Source organism: Paenibacillus cymbidii, assembly GCF_004764705.1.
In the GTDB taxonomy this organism is placed as follows: Bacteria; Bacillota; Bacilli; order Paenibacillales; family NBRC-103111; genus Paenibacillus_AN; species Paenibacillus_AN cymbidii.
In genome coordinates this window covers 77,249-98,502 of record NZ_SHLX01000018.1, presented here as the reverse complement: position 1 = coordinate 98,502, position 21,254 = coordinate 77,249, and the positions used below count along the sequence as shown (strand labels likewise).

The window sequence follows — 21,254 nt, the reverse complement described above, 5'->3', positions numbered from 1 at the left end:
TTCGCTGATAGACCCGTTAGGCTGGTCCTTACCATAAGTGACGGCAATGATTGTGAAAAATCGTCATGTAAATCAACTTGGGTTGTCCTCAAACAGCATATTGTACCCGGCCTATCGTTTGGGAGGACTATGGAATTTTTTACTTACAAGGGTAATAGAGTTTGGTACAATGGACTCAACACTTTGGATTTTTTTCCTGAGGAGTAGGTCTAATTGGAAATTGGTTATAATAATAAGTATAGAAGTCAAATGCCCGTGACTAACTGTCCGCCGGACTCGGCCAAGAGTAAAGATTTAAATGATGTTTATCGATTAACTTTAAACAATCCGCCTAAAGAAGAGGACTTTCAAAGTCATATAGAATCAGGGAGAAAGTATCCACCAGGTAAGGAATGTGAGGCTGCTTCAGTATCTGTTTTTAAGGATATCCAAGAAGCGAGTAGGAAAAAGAAAATGATTCCTGCCTTTAAACGTCATGGTCATATTGTTATGGGACAAATTAAGGCTAGTACAGGTGTGGTTTCAGAATCAACAGTAACCTCTCATGTTGACTGGTGGATTTACAGAGGGCAAACTGTACATCACCTGTTTAAGTAGGGGGGCAAGATCATGGATTTTGTACTACCTAAACCATTAGGTGAACTTACAATTGTAGATGTTTTTGAGTATATCGATGGTCCTAAAATATTTTCATGTATAAATGAAAATGGTCAACTTTATGTGACCAACTGGATAGATACAAATTCAGAGTCCGACACTTGGTTTTATGTCTCAGTGAATGAGAGACAATTAGTTTCAATTCGTCAGGGCAAATTATCAATGAGGGACCTTATCACTGAGTCAACATTAGGAGCTATTCTTGAGGTTGTTACTCCAATTTCAGGATATGGACAGGTACAAGTACGTGAAAGAGCCATATCAAGTATTCGAGAAGAAGAACTTCCAGACACAGATTCATATTTAATATCCAATTATTTAGAGCCCCACCCTCCCTTTTTATTACCGAAACAGGAAAGTACTATTGAATCTGCTAAGCGTGGTAAACGTGATGTATTAGATTTATCATTTTCAACTAAAGGTCAGCATGATAATGAAATTGATGTTACAGTTCTGGGTTCGGCGCTTTTATATACTCAAGACCTGGTGAATTTCCTTCCACAGCAGAAAAAGCAAGCAGGTAGACACAAGCTTTCAAAGGAAAGTGTCGGAAAGTTTAAACTAAAGGCAGTAGGTTGTTATGCTGCTTCCTTTGGAGTACGATTAGAATCTAACGCTGAAACAGATTTGTTCGGTGATACTGACCTATCGAATACTTTAGAGATAGTAATGAAACTCATCGACTCTACCAAAAATAAATCGAAGTTTAAAGAGGCCCTTGGTGGGCATAATCTTAGAGCTATCAAAATATATTATGATTTTCTAAATTTGTTAAAGAATGAGGATGTGGAACTCACAGCGGAATGGGCATCGCCTAACGAGAAGTACATGTATTCTAGGCTTGATCGGGAGTCAATTAATTCGGCTATACAAGCAATGAATGAGGAGACAAAGAAAGAGGAAAATGATATAGTTGTCCATGGACAACTTGTCGGTGTTAATGTAGAGCGTAATAAATTTAACTTGATAACTGCTGGCGAAGAACATATTCATGGTAAAATATCAGAGCAGTTGAAAAATACAAAGTATACAGTGCCGTTAGAAGTTAAAGCGATTTTAAAAGAGAATGTGGAAATAAATGTTCTAACAGGGAAGGAGATAACGGTTTATACATTGGTTGATATAATAGCACGGTAGCTCATTTATATGGGCTACAGTGCTATTATATTTGATCTATTAGGAAGCTTCCTATTTCTGAAAGTGTGACAGACTCTATCATGATCTACTAGAATTGCCGCAAGAAAAGAGGGATAAAAAGAGTATTCCCTAGCCGTGTCAAGCATGACCGATAAGTTGCAAACGTGTCACATAGCCAGATTTTTTTCACATTTACCTTGTTCTTCATTCATTAGTAACTGATGATCCATGAATTTTAGGGCAATCTGGTCAGTTCACGCTCCGCACCAGTCGGCGAATGTTCGATTCCGAGCCGCTGAATCCATACTCGTCTACAAGTTGGTGAAGGATGATCGCCGCCGTATGTCGTTGTTTGCCCCAAACGCTTTAATCTCCTTAAGCCACTCGTCGATCAGAATTCGTTCGGTTTCCTCTCGTAGTTTTCGTTCCCTGTAGGTTCATTTGCGTTCCGCGGTAGTCGGCGGCTTTTCGGCCCGCGTATGTTTCTTGTCTATTTCGGGAAATCCTTAGCTTCTTAGACGTTCCTCGTTGGGTGAGTTCTTCTCGTTCGATGCAATGTTTGATAAGATGAAATTGAGCCACCGTGATCCTCCTTTTCTTCCTCTTTGCCAGTTGACGGTAAACTCTAGCTTACAAGAGGCCGAGAGAATTGATAATTCCGTGACTCGCTTTTATTTCCATAAATTGCCATGAAATGGCTCGTTTTTATTTTAGTGAATACATTTTCGGTAACGTTTTATTTTATTAAATAGAGGTGACTCTGATGACTGTTGTTGCAGCAATGGTGTCTGCCGGAGACAAATTTATGAATCAAGTTTATCTTGCATGTGATAGTAGAGTTGTGTTTAGGTCAGAAATCAGTCTGCGAGAAACATTATACACTGATAAAGCCCAGAAGATTATTATATTAAATGATTCATTAGTTATTGCATATGCTGGTGATTTCTATCGTGCAAATCTAGCGATTGAGGCAGTAATACCCAAAGTTAAGGGAATATACACGATATTGTAATTTTTATAAGTGATTTAATAAGCTCAGAATGGAGGAGTACATACTTACCAACTTCATTTTTTATTTGTCTTTATGATTCACAGCGAGAAAAATGGAGTTTATTTACGATTCATTCTAACAACTTTATGCCGAGAATTACAAATCCGGGATTGAATGTAATAGGGATGGATGAAGACTATCAGACACAATTTAGGTCTCATTACTTTGATTGTTTTCGTAGCCTTGTATCTGTTGATTCTTTCGAATCAATGGTAACTTCATCTTTAATTTCTGCATTTCATCAATCTTTTAATCGAGAAGTAAACGGAATAATTAGTATGTATTTATTTGATCACCAGGGAATTAAGCGTCTTGGTGCGGCGGAAAACAATGATTCGAAAAACTGGGTTGCATATGCCCCTGATTCAAAAAGCACAGTAAGATTTGTTAATGGAAAACAATTTGGTTGGACAAAAGCTGACTTTAAAGAGTTAAAAACGAAAGAAAATTTAGAATACGGTGACAAGTGAATTAGATGTCATTGGATAAGACTGTCTACCCAGAGTAAGTAAGTGGCATAACGAACCACATGATCAAAAGCTGCATCAAACCGTAGCCGAGCCTGGCCACATGCACCATAAACCAGTCGGAATGCATGAAGAGCAGAGGTTTCCCGACTTCGGGCATCATGATCTATATACAATTATGGAGATCGTATTTATGATTAGAGAGATTGAAAAGCAAAAACAAACGGGCAAGCCCCAATGATTCCGGAGGAGCTTGTCCGTTTGTCGTAATTTTTTCGCATAACATTGAAGTCAGGTCAGTATCACAAATGGGGCGGAATCGGAGCGTCGCGGCGCACGAAATTCCGCCTTTACGATGATAGGTGGAAGTATATTACAAGTAGCCGAAATCTTCGCGTCGCGACATACAGGCCCAAATAACATGATGAGTATAAAACATACACAGCCATGCAATAAAAGTGGAATTCAATATTGTTTAAGAACTGAAAAAAAAGCTTTTTTACCTCGAGTTACCTCTTCGCCGCGTCTACCGCGGCTACGATTTCCTTCATCACGCGCAGAAGAGTTAGGAGCTCCGACTCTGTACGCTCTGCGAGTAGAGAGTTAATCGCATCCAACGCATCTTTCCTGGTCGTTCGGCCATTTTCAAATTCCAATTCGTGAAACTGGAATATTTCAATGGGAGCGATGTCCAGAGCGACAATAATTTTTTCTAACGTCTCCAAGGAGATGTTGCGCTCCGCATGTTCGATGCCGGAAATATAGCTATAATGAATGCCTGCTTTTTCAGCTAAGGCTTCTTGTGTAAATCCCTTCGCTTTTCGCAGGTTCCGAATGCGATCCCCGATCAACTTCGAAAAATTTGAGGCCATGTCCCAGTCCCCCTTCTTAACAAGCGTAGGGAAGCAATTAAAATGATGACAGGAGTAAACATATAAAATTCCGTTGATAATTTTACTTATAAGTAATATTATTTCCTTGAGTTGATATTTTATTTATTTAGTATTGAGGAGCACATCCTTCCAATTTTCATCAAATCGGGTTAACGGGGAGGGGCAAGAGGATGAGCGATTTTCCGGAATGGGTGAGGGAGGCGCTGCGGGCAAGATTTGATCGGCAATCGCTGCTGGCGTTGGATGAGGTTCGATTGAAGATGTTGCGAGAGAAAGTGCAAGCGAGGACGGAGCGAATCATGCGGCAGGCGGATGATGCGTTGAAGGGCGATTTGCTGCTATGGGAAGAGGAAATGAGCACGACCAGCGGGCAGGAGGCAGAAGAGGCGTATATGAAAGGGGTTCGCGATGGTGCCGAACTGGTGATTGCACTGATCTGCCGAAGCAGGGAACCGGATCTATTTACATAGCCCGGCGAATGCCGGAAAATAAGGACGCCGGAGCAAGCCCAAACTGGCGCAGCCGAACGCCGCCGCGGCAGCATGGCGCATTCCGCGGCGACTCGACAGCCAATCGCCCAATCCCTACAAAGCTCTTACGCACGCGGCCGACCTTTAACCGGTTCCGCCAAGGTGCAGCTCCCCGATTCCGGAAAGGTCCGAGCCTGCAACAGCCGCATCTCCAGGAAGACGACAATTTGCTGCAGAGAAGCAATTTGCTGCTCGATGTGGTGTTTGTGCTCTTCCGCCAGCGCGACCAACTCCGGGTAATCGGAAATCAGTTCATCCCGCCGGAGGGTAAGAAAGGGCTTCATACTTTCCAGAGAAAGGCCGGTTTTCTTATAGCAGGCGATCATCCGCATCGTCTCCAGATCCTCGGCACGATACAGGCGATGGCTGTTCGGCTTCCGCTCTGCATGAGGCAGTAAACCGATTTTCTCATAGTATCGAAGGGTATCCGCGGGAAGTCCGGTTTGTTCGGAAGCCTCTTTGATCGTATAGGTCTGTTCTTCGTTCATGGTCCACGATTCCTCCCATCGGTCCTGTTGTCTCCAGTATACAAGTTGGAGTCAACTCCAAGTCAACTCATGCAAGTTGGCCATTGACTTGAAGTCGACTCCAACTTGTAGACTATGGCTGAGGCAATGTAAATCGACGGGAGGACGAGAAAGATGAATGGGACCAAGACAGCTTTGATTACGGGTGCAGGCAGCGGGATCGGTTTGGCGTTGACGCGCAGGCTGTTAAGCGAGAATTGGCAGGTCGTCGGTCTGAATCGATCGGCGTTTCCTGCGGAAGATCCGATTCTTCAAGTGGCGGCAAGGGAACGGAGGCTGCGGGAATATCGGGCGGATTTGGCCGATTTTCGGCAATTGAAACAAGCGCTCGAGCTCATTCTTGCACAAGAATCCCGCCTCGATCTGATGTTCAACAACGCCGGTGGAAGCCTACCCGAGATCCGGTATTCTCCGCAAGGACGCGAGCTCCATTATGAGCTGCAGACGGTCGCGCCGTACCTGATTATGATGGAGCTGAAAGGACTGCTGGAGCGGGGGGAGCACCGGAAGGTCGTCAACACGTCTACGAATGCGTTCGCCGGCCTCAATCATTTTAATTCCCGTACGTTGGAGCGGCCGGATTCCTTTCGCAAGTTGTTCGGGCCTTATGCCGCTACTAAGCTCGCGTTGTCGTTATGGACGCAGGAGGCGGGGCCGCCATTATTCGCTCAAGACGGAATCACTGTCCTCAGCGTCGATCCGGGCGGCAATAACACGATTAACCCGAAAAATCGGGCGGGCTTGCCTTTCCTCCTGCGACCTGTGATGAAGCTGCTCTTTCCCGCCCCGTCAAAAGGGGCTGGTTTGCTTTACGATGCGGCGCTTGGTCGACAAGACAGCGTTTCAAGCGGCAGCTATCTGACGAAAGGCAAACCGTCCCCATTGAAGTTCGCGGAGCAAGGAGCCGAAGTGCTGGCCCGAGTGGATGAAATCTACCGAAAGGAATATAAGCTGTCGCTGTTTCCGGGCTCGGGCTAATGATCAGGTCGGGGGAAGGGGGCGCCCCCAATTAATCTTTCAATACTTCATCCAGCGCGTTATACGTTTGCTGCATGCCTTTCTCCATGCCGCTTTGAATCATGCCGTCCCGGTCCGCCACACTCAAAAAAGCCGAGGTCGCAATCAGCTTGGTGACGCCCGGTTCGATCTCGATCAACTCCGATTTCTGCAGAGAGACGTGGCCGCGTTCCCCAAGACCTTCGAATTCGAAGGTTTGGATCGTCATTTCGGGCGAAACCATATGGAAGCTCCCATGGAAGCCGAATTGTTCGCCGTTCGGTCCGAGTTGGACAAACCGCCAGGAACCTCCGTCGCGCACGTCAAGGTGCTCGACGCGGTTGGTGTAGCCCGGGCCTGTCCACCAACGTTCCAGCTTGTTCTTCTCGGTCATGGCGGCAAATACTTTGGCGCGAGGGGCGTCGAACAGACGTTCAACGACTATGTTTTGCGTGCCGGGTTCGGCAGTGACTTTGGCTTTGTACATGATTAATCATCCTCCTGCAAAATTTTGTCCAGTTCATTGAAGCGGTAGTTCCATAGTTCCTCGAATTGAGCCAGATAGTGGCTCGCATGCTGGATAGCCTCCGGTGCGATACTGACGATTTGCTCCTTTCCTTTGCGGCGTTTGACAATCAATTGTGCCTTGGCTAATACGTTCAGGTGCTTGGCGACGGCGGCGAACGACATTTCGTAATGTTCGGCGAGTTGGCTGATGGTAAGCTGCGTATGAATCAGTCGCTGCAGGATATCTCTGCGAACTGAATTGGCAAGCGAACCGAACAAATCGTCGAGGTGAAGGTTATATTCAACCATATGGTTGAATATAACCGGTGTTGAATGAAATGTCAAGCGCCCCATGTCTGCCCGCCGTCGACGCTTCGCGCGAGCATAATCCGATGATCCTTGGCTCCCTCGTAATTGCTTTGCGTTCACATGGCCAGCATATCCCCATTGCCCGCCCCGAAGACGAGGAAATGTTCATTCCCGTTATCGCCGGAATCCATCCCCTCAAATCGCGGCGTATACACGACAATATCCGTTTGTTTTTGTGACAGTTCCAAAAATGTAGCGAGTATAACGGGAATTTGATCATTTTGTGCGTATCGTTGGTTTTGATGATTCATAAGCCCGTTTCGGTTAGCGGTACTTAAGCAATCGCAATCCATTGAGAATAACCAGAATCGTGCTTCCCTCGTGTCCGATTACGCCGAGCGGCAGTGTAATGATCTGCAGCAGGTTGGCGGCAATCAGCGCAAGAATAACGCCGACGGAGAAAAAGACATTCTGTTTAATAATTCGGCGCATCTTGCGAGAGAGCTGAATGGTTTTTACGATTTGCGACAAATCGTTTTTGACCAGAATGACATCGCCCGTTTCAATCGCAGCCCCGCTCCCCGCGCCCATTGTGATCCCGATGGAAGCTGTAGCCAGCGCCGGGGCATCATTGATTCCATCCCCGACCATACCTACGCTGCCATACTGGTCTGTCAATTTCCGTATGTAATTTACTTTGTCTTCCGGCAAGCATTCGGCGACATAATCATTCAAGCCCGCCTCCTCGGCGACAAGCTTAGCCGTTCCTTCATTGTCCCCGGAAATCATGACTGTGCGAATGCCCGCAGCTTTGAGCGCAGCGATCGCCATCACAGATTCGCCGCGAATGGTATCCTTCAGCGCGAATATCCCGGCAATGCCCGACTCGTCAGCTGCAAAGACGAGCGATTTTCCCTCGTTCTTTAGCTTCTGAGCGATCCCATGGTGGAATAGGGCACCAGCCGCTTCTCCGACAAACTGCAGCTTGCCGATTCGCCATGTTTGATTCCCGACCACTGCGGACACGCCTTGTCCAGCTACATTCTCCAACGCTTCCGGACTTTCGAAAAGGCACCCGTGTTCTAACGCATATGTTGTGATAGCTCCTGCCAAGGGGTGTGTAGATGCATCCTCTATTGAACCTGCCGCGTGCAGAACATACATGCGTTCGTTCTCGCGGCGCGGGATGAAATCGGTTACGATCGGCTTTCCTTCGGTAATGGTTCCTGTCTTGTCCAGAGCCAGCACCGAGAGCTGCCCGATGGTTTCCAGATGCATGCCGCCCTTGAACAGCACCCCATGTCGAGCACTGTTGGAAATGGCAGACAACACGGCAGGCATCGTGGAGGCCACTAAAGCGCAAGGGGAGGCCACAACAAGCAACACAAGCGCCCGATAAACCGTCTCTGTCCATGACCAGCCGACGACGTAATGGGGAAGCACCATCATCACACTTACCAGCAGCAATACGGTTTTTACGTACGGGGCTTCAATTTTCTCGATAAACAGCTGATTGGCCGGTTTCAGCTCTTGCGCGGATTGAACCATGCGGATAATGTTCTGTACCTTGTTGTTTTCGCTTTTGCTCAATACCCTTACTCGCAGCAGGCTTGCTCCGTTGACGGTGCCGGCGTAGACAGAGGCGCCCGGACCTTTTTCGACTGGCACAGGTTCTCCGGTTAATAACGATTCATCAATCGAGGTTTGCCCCTGTATAATCTCGCCGTCGACCGGGATATGCTCCCCGGGCCTGACGCTGATCACTTGATCGGGAAGCAAGGTTCGAATGGCAACCAATCGTTCCGATCCATCCGCTTCAATTAAGTAGGCTTCCTCCGGCTGCAGTTTCATGAGCGCAGTAATTTCCCGGCGGCTCTTGTCCATCGCATAGCTCTCGAGCGCGCCGCTTAAGGCGAAAATAAAGATGAGCACCGCGCCTTCGTTCCAATAACCGATGATTACGGCTCCCGTCGCAGCCAGAATCATCAGCAAATTCACGGTGAGCTGCCGTTTCTTGATCAGCTGCAGAAGGCCCTCTTTGCCAGGGGCATAACCGCCAATCAGATATGCGAGCAAGAAGAAGCCAACGGATCGATCTTCTGGCAGCAGCCAGCCGATGCCGATCAACAATCCGCTTAACAGGGCAGCGATGATCAATATATGCTGTCTGACAAAGTTCAAGGCTACCGGATACCTCCTCATCCTCTAGTAAGCAGCTTTGCGTTCGTTCGGGAGTATCCCCAAAAGAAATTTAATGCGCCGTCCAACCGCCATCCGCTGTCACTGTGGCTCCATTGACGAAGCTGGAATCGTCAGAGGCCAGGAACAAGGCTACCCGAGCGATTTGGTCCGGTTCACCCATCGGCCCTTGTCCCGATCGGCCGATCGCCTCGAGTCCGAGCGGATGGGGCGCGGTGATGGTGGCTCCAATATTCGTGTTCACGCCGCCCGGAGCGATCGCATTCGCGCGTATTCCCTTAGGTCCATAAGTTGCCGCGATGTTTTTCGTCAAGCCGATCAGGCCGTGCTTGGATACGACATAAGAAGCGCCGCCTCTGGCTCCGAAGAGACCGCCGATGGAGGCGTTATTGACAATGACCCCCTTGCCTTGTTTCAGCATGACTTGAAGCGCGGCGCGCGAGGCGTAGAATGGACCATTGAGATTGATGCCGAGAACACGTTCCCATTGTTCATTGGAAACCTCTCCTGCCGGAATGAAATTGTCCATAATGCCTGCATTGTTGACTAGCACATCAACCGATCCGTATAACTTAACGGTTGTATCTACCAGATGCCGGACGTCCGCTTCATTAGCTACATCCGCAAGAACCCCGGTTGCAGTCCCTCCGGCGGATTGAATTTCCGCCACCACGGCATCCAATGCTTGTTGGTCAATATCGGACGCCGCGACCTTAGCGCCTTCCGCTGCGAACAGCATCGCTATCGCTTTGCCCATACCGGCTCCGGCCCCTGTAACAATAGCTGATTTTCCTTTTAGTTTCATTGAAGTATCCTCCTGTGCATCCATGGGTATGAGTCCAATATACTCCTTTTTATCGCCGCTGTCTCTTGCCACTTATAAGGATTATTCTCCAATATTGTTGAATCTACCCGCCGTCGAGAAAGGTAGCCTTGGATTCGAGCCAGGGAATTCACCATGCTGGAGCCCCTGATGCGGCAGAATCGATAAGGTCGAAGGGAGGCCTCGATTTTGACATGGGCAAAAAGGCTTCGCGACATCATGATCGGGGCCCAAAAGGCAAAAGTCGGGCCTGTTTGCGGAAACGGCTCAAGGCTAGAATACAGGTATCGGCCGTACAGGTTGATAGAAGGAGAACGCATCGACGGGTTCCATCAAAGGATAAAAGGAGAGACTACGATGTCTACTATGCAAGCCCCGCAGAGCATTAACGTATCGGGAAAAATCGGCCCGTTCATCACCCTCGAGGATGGAACGATCCTTTCCATTTATGCCGAAGGCCGCGAGCACAGCGACTGGAATAATACTTCGGTTCCGCAGCATTTGTATAGCCGTCTTTCGTTCGACAACGGAGATACCTGGGGGGAGCCGCGAATGATCGCTTCCCATCCCGGCATCGGGGCGGTGGCGCTTCCTTATGCTTTGTTCGCGGATACGATCGGCCAGCTGCATCAAATTTATTGTGTCTATCGCAACTGGGATAAGCACGTTCCCTATGTGGACCGAATCGTGGAAATGTGGGGGATTCGCTCCGCGGATCAAGGAAACACGTGGTCGGAACCGCAACAAATCGATTACGGCCACTCCTATACGGGGTCGATCAATAATGTGACGGTGCTGGGAAGCGGGCGGATCGTGATGTCGTTCTCTTATTTGACCAGACGCCAAACCGGCTGTTTTACCAGCACGGCTATTTTTTCCGACGATCATGGTCAAACCTGGAAACACTCCACGAGCGATCTTGTGCTGGATAACGGGGGAGGCCACAGTGAATCGGGTGCCGTCGAACCGGTAACGGTCGAGCTGCCGGACGGCCGTATATGGATGGTCATTCGTACGCAGACCGGCAGGCTGTATGAATCGTTCTCTGTTGACGGGGGCGAAAGCTGGAGCGACATGCAGCAAACGTCTTTCGTTTCTTCGAATTCGCCGGCAGGCCTGCTTCGTCTGCGCGACGGCCGTATTCTGATGTGCTGGAATCATGGCAAGGGGGAGCCGATTCATCATGGCATCAGCTATGCGAGGCAATCGCTTGTTGCGGCGATCTGCGGAGATGACGGAACCTGGCGCGGGTATCGCCAAATTGTCGGAATGAAGCGCGAGCATGACGTGAAGCAGCTGTTTTGTTATCCCTGGATGACCGAGCTGCCGGATGGAAGCGTGCTTGTCGGTTATTACGACGTCAATTTGGCCAATTTTATGGGCACGCTTGTTTTTAAGGCGGTGCGTATTAGGCCCGAATGGGTGGTCGAACCGGAAGCGCAAACGCATTTTGCCGACCATATGCATGACTTGGCCGTAACGAATGAGGGAGTCGAAGTGATTGCGCTGTCCGCCGAAGCCAATGCGCTGCGTATTGCGAAGGTAGATGCAGGGAAACCGGCCGGGGCTACGTGGAACTTTCCGATCGCGGGGAAGGGGGAGCTTACTCTCCATGTTAAAATAAATCGGACTCCATTTGGCGGAACTTATGTGAGTTTGGGAGAATCGTTCCTGCTGCCGCACAATCGGGAGGGGGGATTATTCCGCCTGAAGATTGAAGCCGATGGCCGTCTTGCGGTGCAATATGCCAACGAAGGGCCGTATGTGCTTCTGGAAAGAGGCCAATTGCCGGCAGACGAATGGGCGGAGCTGCGGATAGAATGGGATTGTACCTATGGGAACGCAGCGGTTAGCGTGAACGGCGTATTCGCCAATACGCTCCCGCAGCTCGAGCAAGGGGACGGCATTTCTTATGTTCGCTTGTTTGCTGCGGAGGTCGGCGAAGGTATACAAGTCGGCAGCATGAATAGTCTAAGCAGGGATTGGGAGGGGGCCGCGTCGAATCCGTTAAGGTCGGGATTAACACGATAACGGAGGCGAATATACGTTGAGAGCATTGTTCATCGGCGGTACCGGCACGATCAGTTCGGCCATTACGAAGCAACTGGTGGCAGACGGGTGCGAGCTATATTTGATCAATAGAGGGACTAGAAGCGGCACGCTGCCGGAAGGTGTGAAGCTGCTGCAAGGGGACATTCGGGACGAGGCGCATATTGCGGCGCTGATTCAGGATTTGACGTTCGACGTGGTGGCGGATTTTATCGCGTTCGAGCCGTCGCAGTGTGAACGGGATTACCGGCTGTTCAAGGATAAGACCAAGCAGTTTATTTTCATCAGCTCCGCTTCGGCCTACCAGACCCCGCTGTCCGATTACCGGATTACGGAAGGGACGCCGCTGTCCAACCCGTACTGGGAGTACTCCCGGAATAAAATTGCCTGCGAGGAGTACCTGATCAAGCAATACCGCGAAGCGGGCTTTCCGATCACGATTGTCAGGCCGAGCCACACGTACGACGAGCGGTCGATTCCGCTGGGCGTCCATGGCCGCAAGGGCAGCTGGCAGGTGGCGAAGCGCATGCTCGAAGGCAAGCCGGTCATCATTCACGGTGACGGCACGTCGCTGTGGACGATGACGCATAATCGCGATTTTGCGAAAGGGTTCATCGGGCTGATGGGCAACGCGCACGCGATCGGCGAGGCGGTTCAGATTACATCGGATGAGACGGTGACGTGGAATCAGATTTATGAGGCGATTGCGGATGCGCTCGGCGTGAAGCTGCAGGCGGTGCACGTGGCGTCCTCGTTCCTCGCGGCGAGCGGTTCGTACGATTTCCGCGGCGGTCTCTTGGGCGATAAAGCGAACTCCGTCGTGTTCGATAATGCGAAGCTCAAGCGATTGGTGCCGGATTTTGTAGCGACGACTCGCTTCGATCAGGGGATCAAGGGGACGGTGGCGAACATTCTGGCGCATGCCGAGCTGCAGGTGGAAGATCCGGAATTCGACGCATGGTGCGATCGGGTGATTGGCGCCATGCAAGAAGCGATGGGGAAAATATAGGGGCCAACGCGCTCGCGCGGCGGCGTCAGGGAAGACAGCCATTGATGCAATGGCTGTCTTTCTTGTGAGCGGGCTACGAGCTCGCGTTACTAAGCTCGTGTACCCCGAACGCAGTTTACTTGACTTCTCCAGTTGCCACAAGAACGGCTCTCCCCAGGGTGTGGCTCAGCATGGTGAACCCTAAAAGAGCTGGCGTGGCGTTAGGGTCCACGCCGATATGATCGACATCCAGCGCATGAACGACAAAATAATACCGATGAGGACCATCTCCCGCCGGAGGCGCCGCACCGATAAACCGTGCAAGTCTCAAATCGTTGGGCAGCTGCAGGGCGCCTTGCGGCAAGCCGCTGCTGGGGTCGCTGCCTGCGCCGGCAGGCAGTTCAGTGACGCTGGCAGGAATGTTGATGACGGCCCAGTGCCAGAGGCCCGATCCTGTCGGAGCATCGGGATCATACGCGGTTACGGCGAAGCTCCGCGTCCCTTCGGGCGCGCCCGACCATTTCAAATGGGGCGATAGATCTTTGCCGCCTTCCACGCCTGACATCCCCGAATAATGCCGGGGCGGCAGAGGAAGGCCCTCCGCAATGTCGTTGCTCGTCACTTGAAAGATTGCGACTTCCGGCAATGCAGCCAATGGGTTGTGGCTCATTGTAAAAACCTCCTTTTTGCTAATAAATCGATTGTATAGTAAAGAATCGATTATGTAAATATAAATCGATTGTATTTGTTGTTTTCGAATTTGATCTATTTTTTTAACAGATTTAGAGGTAAACTAAGTAAACATGCAGAATCCCGTTGGGCGCGAAGGATGGTGTTGGCTATATGGCCAAAAGAAATGGTTCGTCCACCTTAAGCGAAATTGTCACTAAAAAACTGCAGTCCGATATCTTGTCCGGACAATACGAACCGGGCTCTCCATTAACGGTTTCGGAATTAGCCAAGAGCTTCGATGTCTCGGTTGCCGTCGTTCGGGAAGCGCTGACGCGGTTGGCGACGCAAGGCCTCGTCTTGCAAAACCCGAATCACGGATTTTCAGTAAAGATGGTGTCGGAGGCAGAACTGAATAGTATCGTAGAGGCTCGGTTGATCAATGAATCAGCTGCATTGCGCCTGTCAATCTCCCATGGCGATCTCACATGGGAATCCAATGTAATCGCCGTTCACCACAAATTATCGCAAACGAACGAGTATGAGGAAGGGAATCAAAAGCTTGCCCTCCGCGAAGAGTGGTCCGACCTCCACCGTCAATTTCATTTCGAACTGATCGCCGCATGTCCCAACCCGGTTCTCTTGGAAATCTGCAAACGCCTTTGGGATTTGAGCGAATTTTATCGGCATGTTTCCACCCCGCAGCAATCCGTCCGCGATGGCCGCGCCGAACATAAGGCGTTGGCGGAAGCCGTTCTTCGCCGCGACAGTGACCGTGCCGCCGAGCTCTTTAGCGCGCATATCCAACTTACTGCGGATACCCTGTTAAACAACCGATAGGAGCCGACGGGCACGACAGCAGTTGAACCATGCGAGAAAAAATGAAAGGCCATCCCGCAAAAGGATGGCCCTGAAGCTTGCCGTTACGGACAGCGCGGGGAACGTTACGATATCGGTTGTACGCGAATTCGCATTAGCGCCAAAAGGTAATTTTCGCGCTATGCAAGCGCACGGATTCATGGCCCTCATCCTTGGCCTTTCCAATGGACAGAATCATGACGGGAACATATCTTTGGTCGTCCAACTCGAATGCGCCAACGACCCGATCGCGTTCAAAGCCCGCCATCGGATTGGTGTCATACCCATGTGCACGGGCTACCAGCATCAGTTGCATGGCAAATAAGCTTGCATCGATTTTAGCAATTTCGATCTTTAATTCTTTCGGTATTTGCGGATACATGCCCAGAATTTGCGCGACCTGCTTGTCGCGTATCTCTTTGGGCATTTTTCCTTGTTCCACAGCAGTATTATATATCTCTTCTACATATAACTCGCTCTGCGTATCCCCCAAAATAATGAGCATCGCCGCAGATGTATCGTTTTGCCGCGTATTGAACTGGACCAGAGGCCGAAGCTTGTTTTTTCCTTCAGGGGAATGAACCACGATTACGCGCCATGGCTGCATATTTGCAGAAGAGGGCGCCAAGCTTGCTTCTTGAATCATGGCGTGCATTTCTTCCTCTGTAATTTTGACGTTCTCATCGTACAGTCGTATGGAACGACGGCCGGTCATAATGTTGACAAAATCGTTATTTTGGATGTTTTTCAGCATATAGGCACTCCTTCTGAAACAACCCGTTATTTTGACAGCAGCGCTGTCTCGGGTTATCCTGTTGCCAGTATGAACTATGAACCTTGGTTTATAGCAAACAGCAAATTAATGTTGATTTCGGAAGGGACTGGTTATGAAAGCTAGCGAAGTTTCCAAGCTGACGGAATTGCCCATATCCACGTTGCGATTCTATGAACGCAAACGGTTGATCCCGGAGCAATTGATATCAAGGGACGAAAATAATTACCGCGTATACGATGATGCGGTGGTTGCCTATTTGCAGGATGTGAGAATGCTGCTTGCATTGGGTTTTACGATCCATGACGTAATTTTACTTGTCAATGAGAGCTCCGAAGTAAAGAAGGAAGCATTGGTAATGGATAAAATGATCTATATTCAGGAGCTGGAAGCCAAATTGAAGGAGTCGAAGGCTTTCTTAAGCGATGTGTTAGTGGGCAGGGCGAATTTTCAGACCCGCTGCAAATAGCATGGACCCTGTACAAGATTACGCGACAAGCAGGGACGAAACACAAATAAAATTAGTTGCAATAGCATCCTATATGAGCTATTGTTGAATTAGTTGCAATAGCATCCTATTGGGAGGAGGGATCAAGTGAGCGAACATTGGAAGCCGCATGACAAGGGTGGGGAGGAGTCGCATGGTCAATACATTTCGGCCATCTACCGGCATATGCAGGTGTTGATTTCGGCAGAGCTGGCGCCTTATCGAATCGGAAGCGGACAGTATATTTTTCTGATGGCGATTGCGTTTCAACAGCCTATCACTCAGAAGGAGCTAAGCCAGAAGCTTCACATTGACAAAACGACTGCGGCCAAAGCGATTGCCAGGCTGGAAACGGAAGGTTACGTACGGAGGGAAGCGGATCCTGCCGACAACCGCTATCATCAACTATATTTGACGGACTCGGGACGTGCAGTGGTACCCAGGGTACAAGAAGCATTGGCTCGCGTCAAGAACAAAACACGGAAAGGGATTAGCGATGAAGAGTACAGCTTGCTAATAAGTCTGCTCAAAGTCGTGCTGCGGAATCTGACTGTTCCGGAGGAGGCGTAAGGCGCGCGGCACGAGAGAACGGACGGTAGAGAATATGATGGAAGGGTGAGATGAAAGATGAATAACGGGGCGCATCCCTATGAGAAAAAGCGGAAACGAGTATTCGGGTTAGAGATGGCATATATTGAGGAAGGGAGCGGTGACCCCATCGTTTTTCTGCATGGAAATCCAACCTCCTCCTATCTTTGGCGCAACCTCATTCCCCATGCCCGGAAGCTGGGACGTTGCATTGCCCCGGACCTCATTGGAATGGGCGATTCCGCAAAGCTTCCGGACAGCGGGCCTCATACGTATGCGTTCGCCCAACATCGCCGCTATCTTGACGAACTGCTCCATCAGCTCGACGTGCGCGAACGCGTAACTTTCGTGGTGCACGACTGGGGTTCGGCACTGGGATTCGAATGGAGCATGCGCCATCCCGATGCGGTTAAAGGCATCGTTCATATGGAGGCGATTATAAAACCGCGGAGCTGGAACGAAATGCCGGAGAAGGGCCGCGCCATCTTCCAAGCGCTCCGGACACCAGAAGGGGAGCGGATGGTGCTGGAGCAAAATTCGTTTATCGAATTCAACCTGCCGGTGAATATATTGCGAAAGCTGACGGATGAAGAGATGGCAGCGTACCGCCGGCCGTTCCTCGAGGCTGGCGAAAGCCGCCGCGCCATGCTCAGTTGGGCTCGCCAGCTTCCGTTCGACGGAGACCCTGCGGATATAACGGCGATTGTTGCCGGGTACGGAGAATGGCTTGCGCAAAGCGCCGTTCCCAAGCTGTTCATTCGATGCGAACCGGGCTTAATGCCGCAATCCCATATCGATTTCTGCCGTACGTGGCCATCGCAAACCGAAGTTACCGTATCAGGCCTCCACTACCCTCAGGAAGATGCACCCGCGGAGGTTGGCGAAGCGCTTGCCAGGTGGCTGCAAGGTTTGAATTAATGGCGAGGGGCAATGAACCCGCCGACTTTTTCGATTCCGCTCGCATGATGCGATATAATGGCGGTGACGGGCTTTAAGCAAGCAGGTTGAAGCCGCGCATCCATTCTGGTGAGGGAGTGTGACGTCATGACAGCTCAAATTTCGGCGGCGAAAGCCGGCACGTTCCAGGTTGGCGGGGATTTAACGGTGAATCGTATGGGATACGGCGCGATGCGGCTGACCGGCGACGGCATCTGGGGCGAACCCCGCGATCCCGAGGAAGCGGTCCGCGTCCTGCAACGAGCGGTCGAGCTTGGGGTTAATTTTATCGATACCGCCGACTCCTACGGGCCGTTCGTAGCGAACCGGATGATCAAGAAGGCCTTGCATCCTTACAAGGACGGGCTGATCATCGCCACCAAAGTCGGCCTGACCCGCTGCGGCCCCAACGACTGGCGCCCGGTCGGACGCCCGGAATACTTGCGCCAGCAAGTTGAACTGAACCTCATCGATCTCGGCCTGGAGACGATCGACCTGATGCAATTGCACCGCATCGATCCGAAGGTGCCGCTGGCCGACCAACTCGGCGAGTTGAAGCTGATGAAAGAGGAAGGCAAAATTCGCCACATCGGGCTCAGCCAGGTAAGTGTCGAAGAGTTGAAGAGAGCAAGTGAAATTACACCGATCGTCACGGTTCAGAACCTGTACAACCTGGCCAACCGCGAATCGGAAGAGGTGCTGGACTACTGCGAGAGCAACGGGATCGGTTTCATCCCGTGGTTCCCGCTGGCCACCGGGAAGCTCGCGGCAGAAGGAAGCCCGCTGGCCGACATGGCCCGGCAGCACAACGTCCGCCCGGCCCAACTCGCGTTAGCTTGGCTGCTCCGACGCTCGCCGGCGATGCTGCCGATCCCCGGCACCTCTTCCACCCGCCACGTGGAAGAGAACATCGCGGCTACCGAAATCACACTCAGTGAAGCGGACTTCCATACCTTGGCCGATCTTGCCAGATGACGCGGTAAACCGGCGCTCCGCTTCTCCAGAGCAGCTCATCCGCTTCGCTCCTTCGTGAACGAGCGTACTCGCGCGCTGCTGAAGGAAGCCTGCCCTGGCAAGCCGCCTCCTGAGTGGCCCGATTGATTGCTCGGCAACCCAAATAGCCCATGAAAAATGGCCTATATGCCCGATATCGCCGGGCTCGTTCGAAATAACCAGTGAAAACACTGGTTATTGGCCTCAGATCACCTTCAAATAGGCCTTTCAAGCGAAATAGCCAGTGAAATCACTGGCTATTTCGAATGGACGGCCCGTTTTTGGCGAAATAGGCAAGAAAACAGGGCCTATTCTGCAGGGAGTTAGTTACTTGCTAGGCGCTTACGAGCGTTTTTCCACTGTCGTTGACGATCACCACGGCATAACCGTTCGGAACGTTCAACCGGTAGACCAAAGTATCATCGCTGCGGGCTTCCCATTGCAGCGCGATTACTTCATTTCCCGCAGGAATGGCCCCTTCGCATTGCTGCAAGCCGTTGTTTTCGAACCGGATGACGATTTGCCGGGTATGATGGTTGACCTCGTGCAGCCCGAGAGCACTCCGGTACAGCCAATGCACGACATGCGAAGCAAAGCCGTGATCGCAGCTGGCCTGGGCGCCCGTATTTTCCCACAAGGTTCCCGTTCTTTCGGCCATATGCGCAAAATAGCCTTCCATCTCGCTGAGCAATTGGCTCCCTTTTCCACAATCGGAGAACAAGTCGAGACGCATGTAGTTTCCGACAAAGGCGTTGGCCACGTGGACGTCGGGATAAGCGCCCGTCGTTCCCCGGTCAGGCCCGAACCGCTCCGCCAGCACCTGCCATAACGACGGATAAGTCTCTGGCGTGGCGACTCCGAAAAAGAACGCATAGTACTGGCATACTTCCGTCGTATGCTCAGTAGTAACCAACCTACCTTCCACTCTTACGGCATTGTCGACGAAAAACGCCCCGTTGAACGATTGCGCCGCTATCGTCTCCCGTATTTGCGCCGCCTGCTCGAGTAGCGTTGGATCTCCGTAGAGCCGTCCGGCAGCCGACAATGCGCCGGCATACAGCATATTGCTCGGATAATTCACATCCTGCGTATAGTCGTTCGCTTTGGACCACTCGACGAAAACCCAGCTTTTCAACTTTTCCAAAAGTCCGTCTTCGTTCAGGAAGGGAGCGAAATAGGCGAACAAGGCGTAGACCTTCGCTTTCACCTTCGCAACGAGCGCTGCGTCTCCCGTTCGGGCCGCATACTCTTCGAGCTGCAAGACGAACCACAAGGCCCAGTTCGGAATGAATACCCCGTCGTCGTGATCGGCCGGATAACACATGGGCAGCATGCCGGGCGGAAGCGCGGCGAACTGCTCCGGCAGCGCATAATTGCCCAGAAAGTTCCGCTCCATCGCCGCGTCGCCGGTTAGCCAATAGGCCGTCCGCGAGATGAAGTAGCTGTCGCAAAGCCAGCCGGCCCGCTCCCTGGACGGACAATCCATGAACAAGTCGGACGCGTTCTGACGAAAGGTTTCCGCCGCGGCGTCGAACAGCCGGTTCAACCCGCCCCTGTCACAGCGGAACGTCGCCCGGTCCGCGTCCGGATTGACATACTCCCGGATGTACAAATCCTCTATGCGGCACGCCCCTCTGGCCACAATGAGCTTCGCATAGCGCAGCGTATACGGCTCGAAGCTCTCCAATTCGTAGACGCCGGGCTCCAGCTCGTACCCGATCCCGTTGACGCAATCCAACCGTTTGAAATCGACGTCTCCGTCCTCAGTCAAGATTTCATCGAATGCCAAATAGAGCTTGGCCGCTTCCGCGCAATGAATGGTGGCGCCGATGAACCCGGTTCGGTTGATGCCGAAATCGACGATCCGATAGGTTAGAGGTTCCAAATCGAATGCGCTTTCATCCGTGTAAGCGACAGGCTGCTCCTTGTGCGAGCCGGTGCGAAGCTGCTGCAGTTCCTTGGACATCTCGACCTGCAGCTCGTTCTCTGTGTACCCTCTCAGCGTCCGACCGATGTTGGTCAGCGACCGGTCTTTCCAATACGTTGCACGGTCCAGATCGAGCGAAATGCCGCCCCCGGCAAGCAGGCGGACAGGGCTTCTCTTCTGGAAAGTGGAATAGGAGATGCCCCGCGGGATAATGGTCTTCGCTTCCAACTCTTCGCATTTTTCCGCAGTTTCAATGCTTCCGGTTTCGACACGCCACCGGGTGCTCTCGGGACGAAGGCGGTAATATTCGGCGAAAGGCCGTTGGAAGCTGTATCGCTGTACCTTCTGCACGCGCTCTTCCAGCACGATGGCCTGAAAACCGCCGTCCGTCGCCGACGTTGCCGCCTCGACCGCTCCATTCACCAACACTTCCGCTTGTACGAACGAGGGCTGGTTCAGCAGATAATAGCTATTGACGTTATAACCGGCGACTTCGATTGCGATCACGTTGTCTCCGCCGCGCAGCAGGCCGGCGATGTCCCATTCGTCCAAGCGGTAATAACCGTGTGGTCCTCTTGCCGGACCATGCCCGCCAAACGTTCCGTTCACATAAAAGCGATAGAGGCTGGAAGCCGTAATTCGAAGTGTTGCGCTCTGTGCCGCATCGGTTGCGATGACGGCCTTGAATCCTGCCGTTACGTTCATTTCCCGGCTTCTGCCGGCCGGCCAGACAGGCCTGGCCCGATCGAATTTCTCCATTGAGTTGTTCTCCCTTCGCCAATCGGCAAACCTCTCTTGTGATTATAGCAGAACTTTCGGACGAGGATTGAACAAAGGGAAGCAAGCTGATATGGTGAAACAAAGGGCCGGCAAATACAGAACAGAGTATAA

General features: G+C 51.2%; 22 protein-coding genes. 13 read left to right on the top strand and 9 right to left on the bottom strand.

Annotated features, from left to right (window positions below):
* The first annotated feature begins 213 nt into the window (after positions 1-213).
* From EXY20_RS23550 to EXY20_RS23535, 4 genes are all read left to right on the top strand, one after another.
* Complete coding sequence (locus tag EXY20_RS23550) at positions 214-597, top strand: hypothetical protein (RefSeq protein WP_135554572.1); 384 nt, start codon at positions 214-216, stop codon at positions 595-597.
* A gap of 12 nt (positions 598-609) precedes the next feature.
* Positions 610-1,794, top strand: coding sequence for a DUF6575 domain-containing protein (locus EXY20_RS23545; protein ID WP_135554571.1), 1,185 nt, complete (start codon positions 610-612; stop codon positions 1,792-1,794).
* Positions 1,795-2,557: 763 nt separating this feature from the next.
* Entirely contained in the window at positions 2,558-2,806 is a 249-nt protein-coding gene (locus EXY20_RS23540; protein ID WP_135554570.1) for an Ntn hydrolase family protein, read from the top strand.
* Between the two features lie 164 nt (positions 2,807-2,970).
* Complete coding sequence (locus tag EXY20_RS23535; RefSeq protein WP_135554569.1) at positions 2,971-3,315, top strand: hypothetical protein; 345 nt, start codon at positions 2,971-2,973, stop codon at positions 3,313-3,315.
* A gap of 506 nt (positions 3,316-3,821) precedes the next feature.
* Here EXY20_RS23535 and EXY20_RS23530 read toward each other — a convergent pair.
* Positions 3,822-4,184, bottom strand: a complete 363-nt coding sequence (locus EXY20_RS23530) for a helix-turn-helix domain-containing protein (protein ID WP_135554568.1) — start codon at positions 4,182-4,184, stop codon at positions 3,822-3,824.
* Between the two features lie 191 nt (positions 4,185-4,375).
* On the opposite strand from EXY20_RS23530, the gene EXY20_RS23525 reads away from it, so the two are divergent.
* Positions 4,376-4,675 (top strand): hypothetical protein, encoded by a 300-nt coding sequence (locus EXY20_RS23525; RefSeq protein ID WP_135554567.1) that lies wholly within the window; start codon positions 4,376-4,378, stop codon positions 4,673-4,675.
* 125 nt (positions 4,676-4,800) lie between these two features.
* Here the strand turns inward: EXY20_RS23525 and EXY20_RS23520 are convergent, their stop codons facing one another.
* Positions 4,801-5,223 carry a MerR family transcriptional regulator gene (locus tag EXY20_RS23520; protein ID WP_135554566.1) on the bottom strand — a complete coding sequence of 141 codons (423 nt, stop codon included), beginning with the start codon at positions 5,221-5,223 and terminating at the stop codon, positions 4,801-4,803.
* Positions 5,224-5,376: 153 nt separating this feature from the next.
* Between EXY20_RS23520 and EXY20_RS23515 the strand changes: the two genes are divergently transcribed.
* A complete protein-coding gene (locus tag EXY20_RS23515) occupies positions 5,377-6,240 on the top strand; it encodes an SDR family NAD(P)-dependent oxidoreductase (protein WP_135554565.1) in 864 nt (287 codons plus the stop codon).
* A 31-nt stretch (positions 6,241-6,271) separates the two neighbouring features.
* Here the strand turns inward: EXY20_RS23515 and EXY20_RS23510 are convergent, their stop codons facing one another.
* The 4 genes from EXY20_RS23510 to EXY20_RS23495 form a co-directional block, all read right to left on the bottom strand.
* On the bottom strand, positions 6,272-6,745 hold the full coding sequence (locus EXY20_RS23510; protein ID WP_135554564.1) for an SRPBCC family protein: 474 nt from the start codon (positions 6,743-6,745) through the stop codon (positions 6,272-6,274).
* 2 nt (positions 6,746-6,747) lie between these two features.
* On the bottom strand, positions 6,748-7,194 hold the full coding sequence (locus EXY20_RS23505; protein WP_207671326.1) for an ArsR/SmtB family transcription factor: 447 nt from the start codon (positions 7,192-7,194) through the stop codon (positions 6,748-6,750).
* A 204-nt stretch (positions 7,195-7,398) separates the two neighbouring features.
* Complete coding sequence (locus EXY20_RS23500) at positions 7,399-9,255, bottom strand: heavy metal translocating P-type ATPase (protein ID WP_235886165.1); 1,857 nt, start codon at positions 9,253-9,255, stop codon at positions 7,399-7,401.
* A gap of 70 nt (positions 9,256-9,325) precedes the next feature.
* On the bottom strand, positions 9,326-10,078 hold the full coding sequence (locus EXY20_RS23495; RefSeq protein WP_135554562.1) for a glucose 1-dehydrogenase: 753 nt from the start codon (positions 10,076-10,078) through the stop codon (positions 9,326-9,328).
* A gap of 375 nt (positions 10,079-10,453) precedes the next feature.
* On the opposite strand from EXY20_RS23495, the gene EXY20_RS23490 reads away from it, so the two are divergent.
* Positions 10,454-12,127, top strand: a complete 1,674-nt coding sequence (locus EXY20_RS23490; protein WP_167859463.1) for a sialidase family protein — start codon at positions 10,454-10,456, stop codon at positions 12,125-12,127.
* A 16-nt stretch (positions 12,128-12,143) separates the two neighbouring features.
* Entirely contained in the window at positions 12,144-13,154 is a 1,011-nt protein-coding gene (locus EXY20_RS23485; protein WP_135554560.1) for an SDR family oxidoreductase, read from the top strand.
* 115 nt (positions 13,155-13,269) lie between these two features.
* On the opposite strand, the gene EXY20_RS23480 is transcribed toward EXY20_RS23485, so the two are convergent.
* Entirely contained in the window at positions 13,270-13,803 is a 534-nt protein-coding gene (locus EXY20_RS23480) for a YbhB/YbcL family Raf kinase inhibitor-like protein (RefSeq protein WP_135554559.1), read from the bottom strand.
* Between the two features lie 173 nt (positions 13,804-13,976).
* Here EXY20_RS23480 and EXY20_RS23475 point away from each other — a divergent pair, with 173 nt between their 5' ends.
* Entirely contained in the window at positions 13,977-14,642 is a 666-nt protein-coding gene (locus EXY20_RS23475) for a GntR family transcriptional regulator (RefSeq protein ID WP_135554558.1), read from the top strand.
* A gap of 133 nt (positions 14,643-14,775) precedes the next feature.
* On the opposite strand, the gene EXY20_RS23470 is transcribed toward EXY20_RS23475, so the two are convergent.
* On the bottom strand, positions 14,776-15,414 hold the full coding sequence (locus tag EXY20_RS23470) for a nitroreductase family protein (protein WP_135554557.1): 639 nt from the start codon (positions 15,412-15,414) through the stop codon (positions 14,776-14,778).
* Between the two features lie 133 nt (positions 15,415-15,547).
* On the opposite strand from EXY20_RS23470, the gene EXY20_RS23465 reads away from it, so the two are divergent.
* The 4 genes from EXY20_RS23465 (at position 15,548) to EXY20_RS23450 (ending at position 18,418) form a co-directional block, all read left to right on the top strand.
* Positions 15,548-15,901, top strand: coding sequence for a MerR family transcriptional regulator (locus tag EXY20_RS23465; RefSeq protein ID WP_135554556.1), 354 nt, complete (start codon positions 15,548-15,550; stop codon positions 15,899-15,901).
* A 126-nt stretch (positions 15,902-16,027) separates the two neighbouring features.
* On the top strand, positions 16,028-16,489 hold the full coding sequence (locus tag EXY20_RS23460; RefSeq protein ID WP_235886164.1) for a MarR family winged helix-turn-helix transcriptional regulator: 462 nt from the start codon (positions 16,028-16,030) through the stop codon (positions 16,487-16,489).
* 57 nt (positions 16,490-16,546) lie between these two features.
* Positions 16,547-17,425: a haloalkane dehalogenase gene (locus EXY20_RS23455; protein ID WP_135554555.1), complete on the top strand. Its 879-nt coding sequence runs from the start codon at positions 16,547-16,549 to the stop codon at positions 17,423-17,425.
* A gap of 126 nt (positions 17,426-17,551) precedes the next feature.
* Entirely contained in the window at positions 17,552-18,418 is an 867-nt protein-coding gene (locus EXY20_RS23450) for an aldo/keto reductase (protein ID WP_135554554.1), read from the top strand.
* Positions 18,419-18,770: 352 nt separating this feature from the next.
* Here EXY20_RS23450 and EXY20_RS23445 read toward each other — a convergent pair whose 3' ends face one another.
* Entirely contained in the window at positions 18,771-21,122 is a 2,352-nt protein-coding gene (locus EXY20_RS23445; RefSeq protein WP_135554553.1) for an alpha-L-rhamnosidase-related protein, read from the bottom strand.
* Positions 21,123-21,254: the final 132 nt, after the last annotated feature.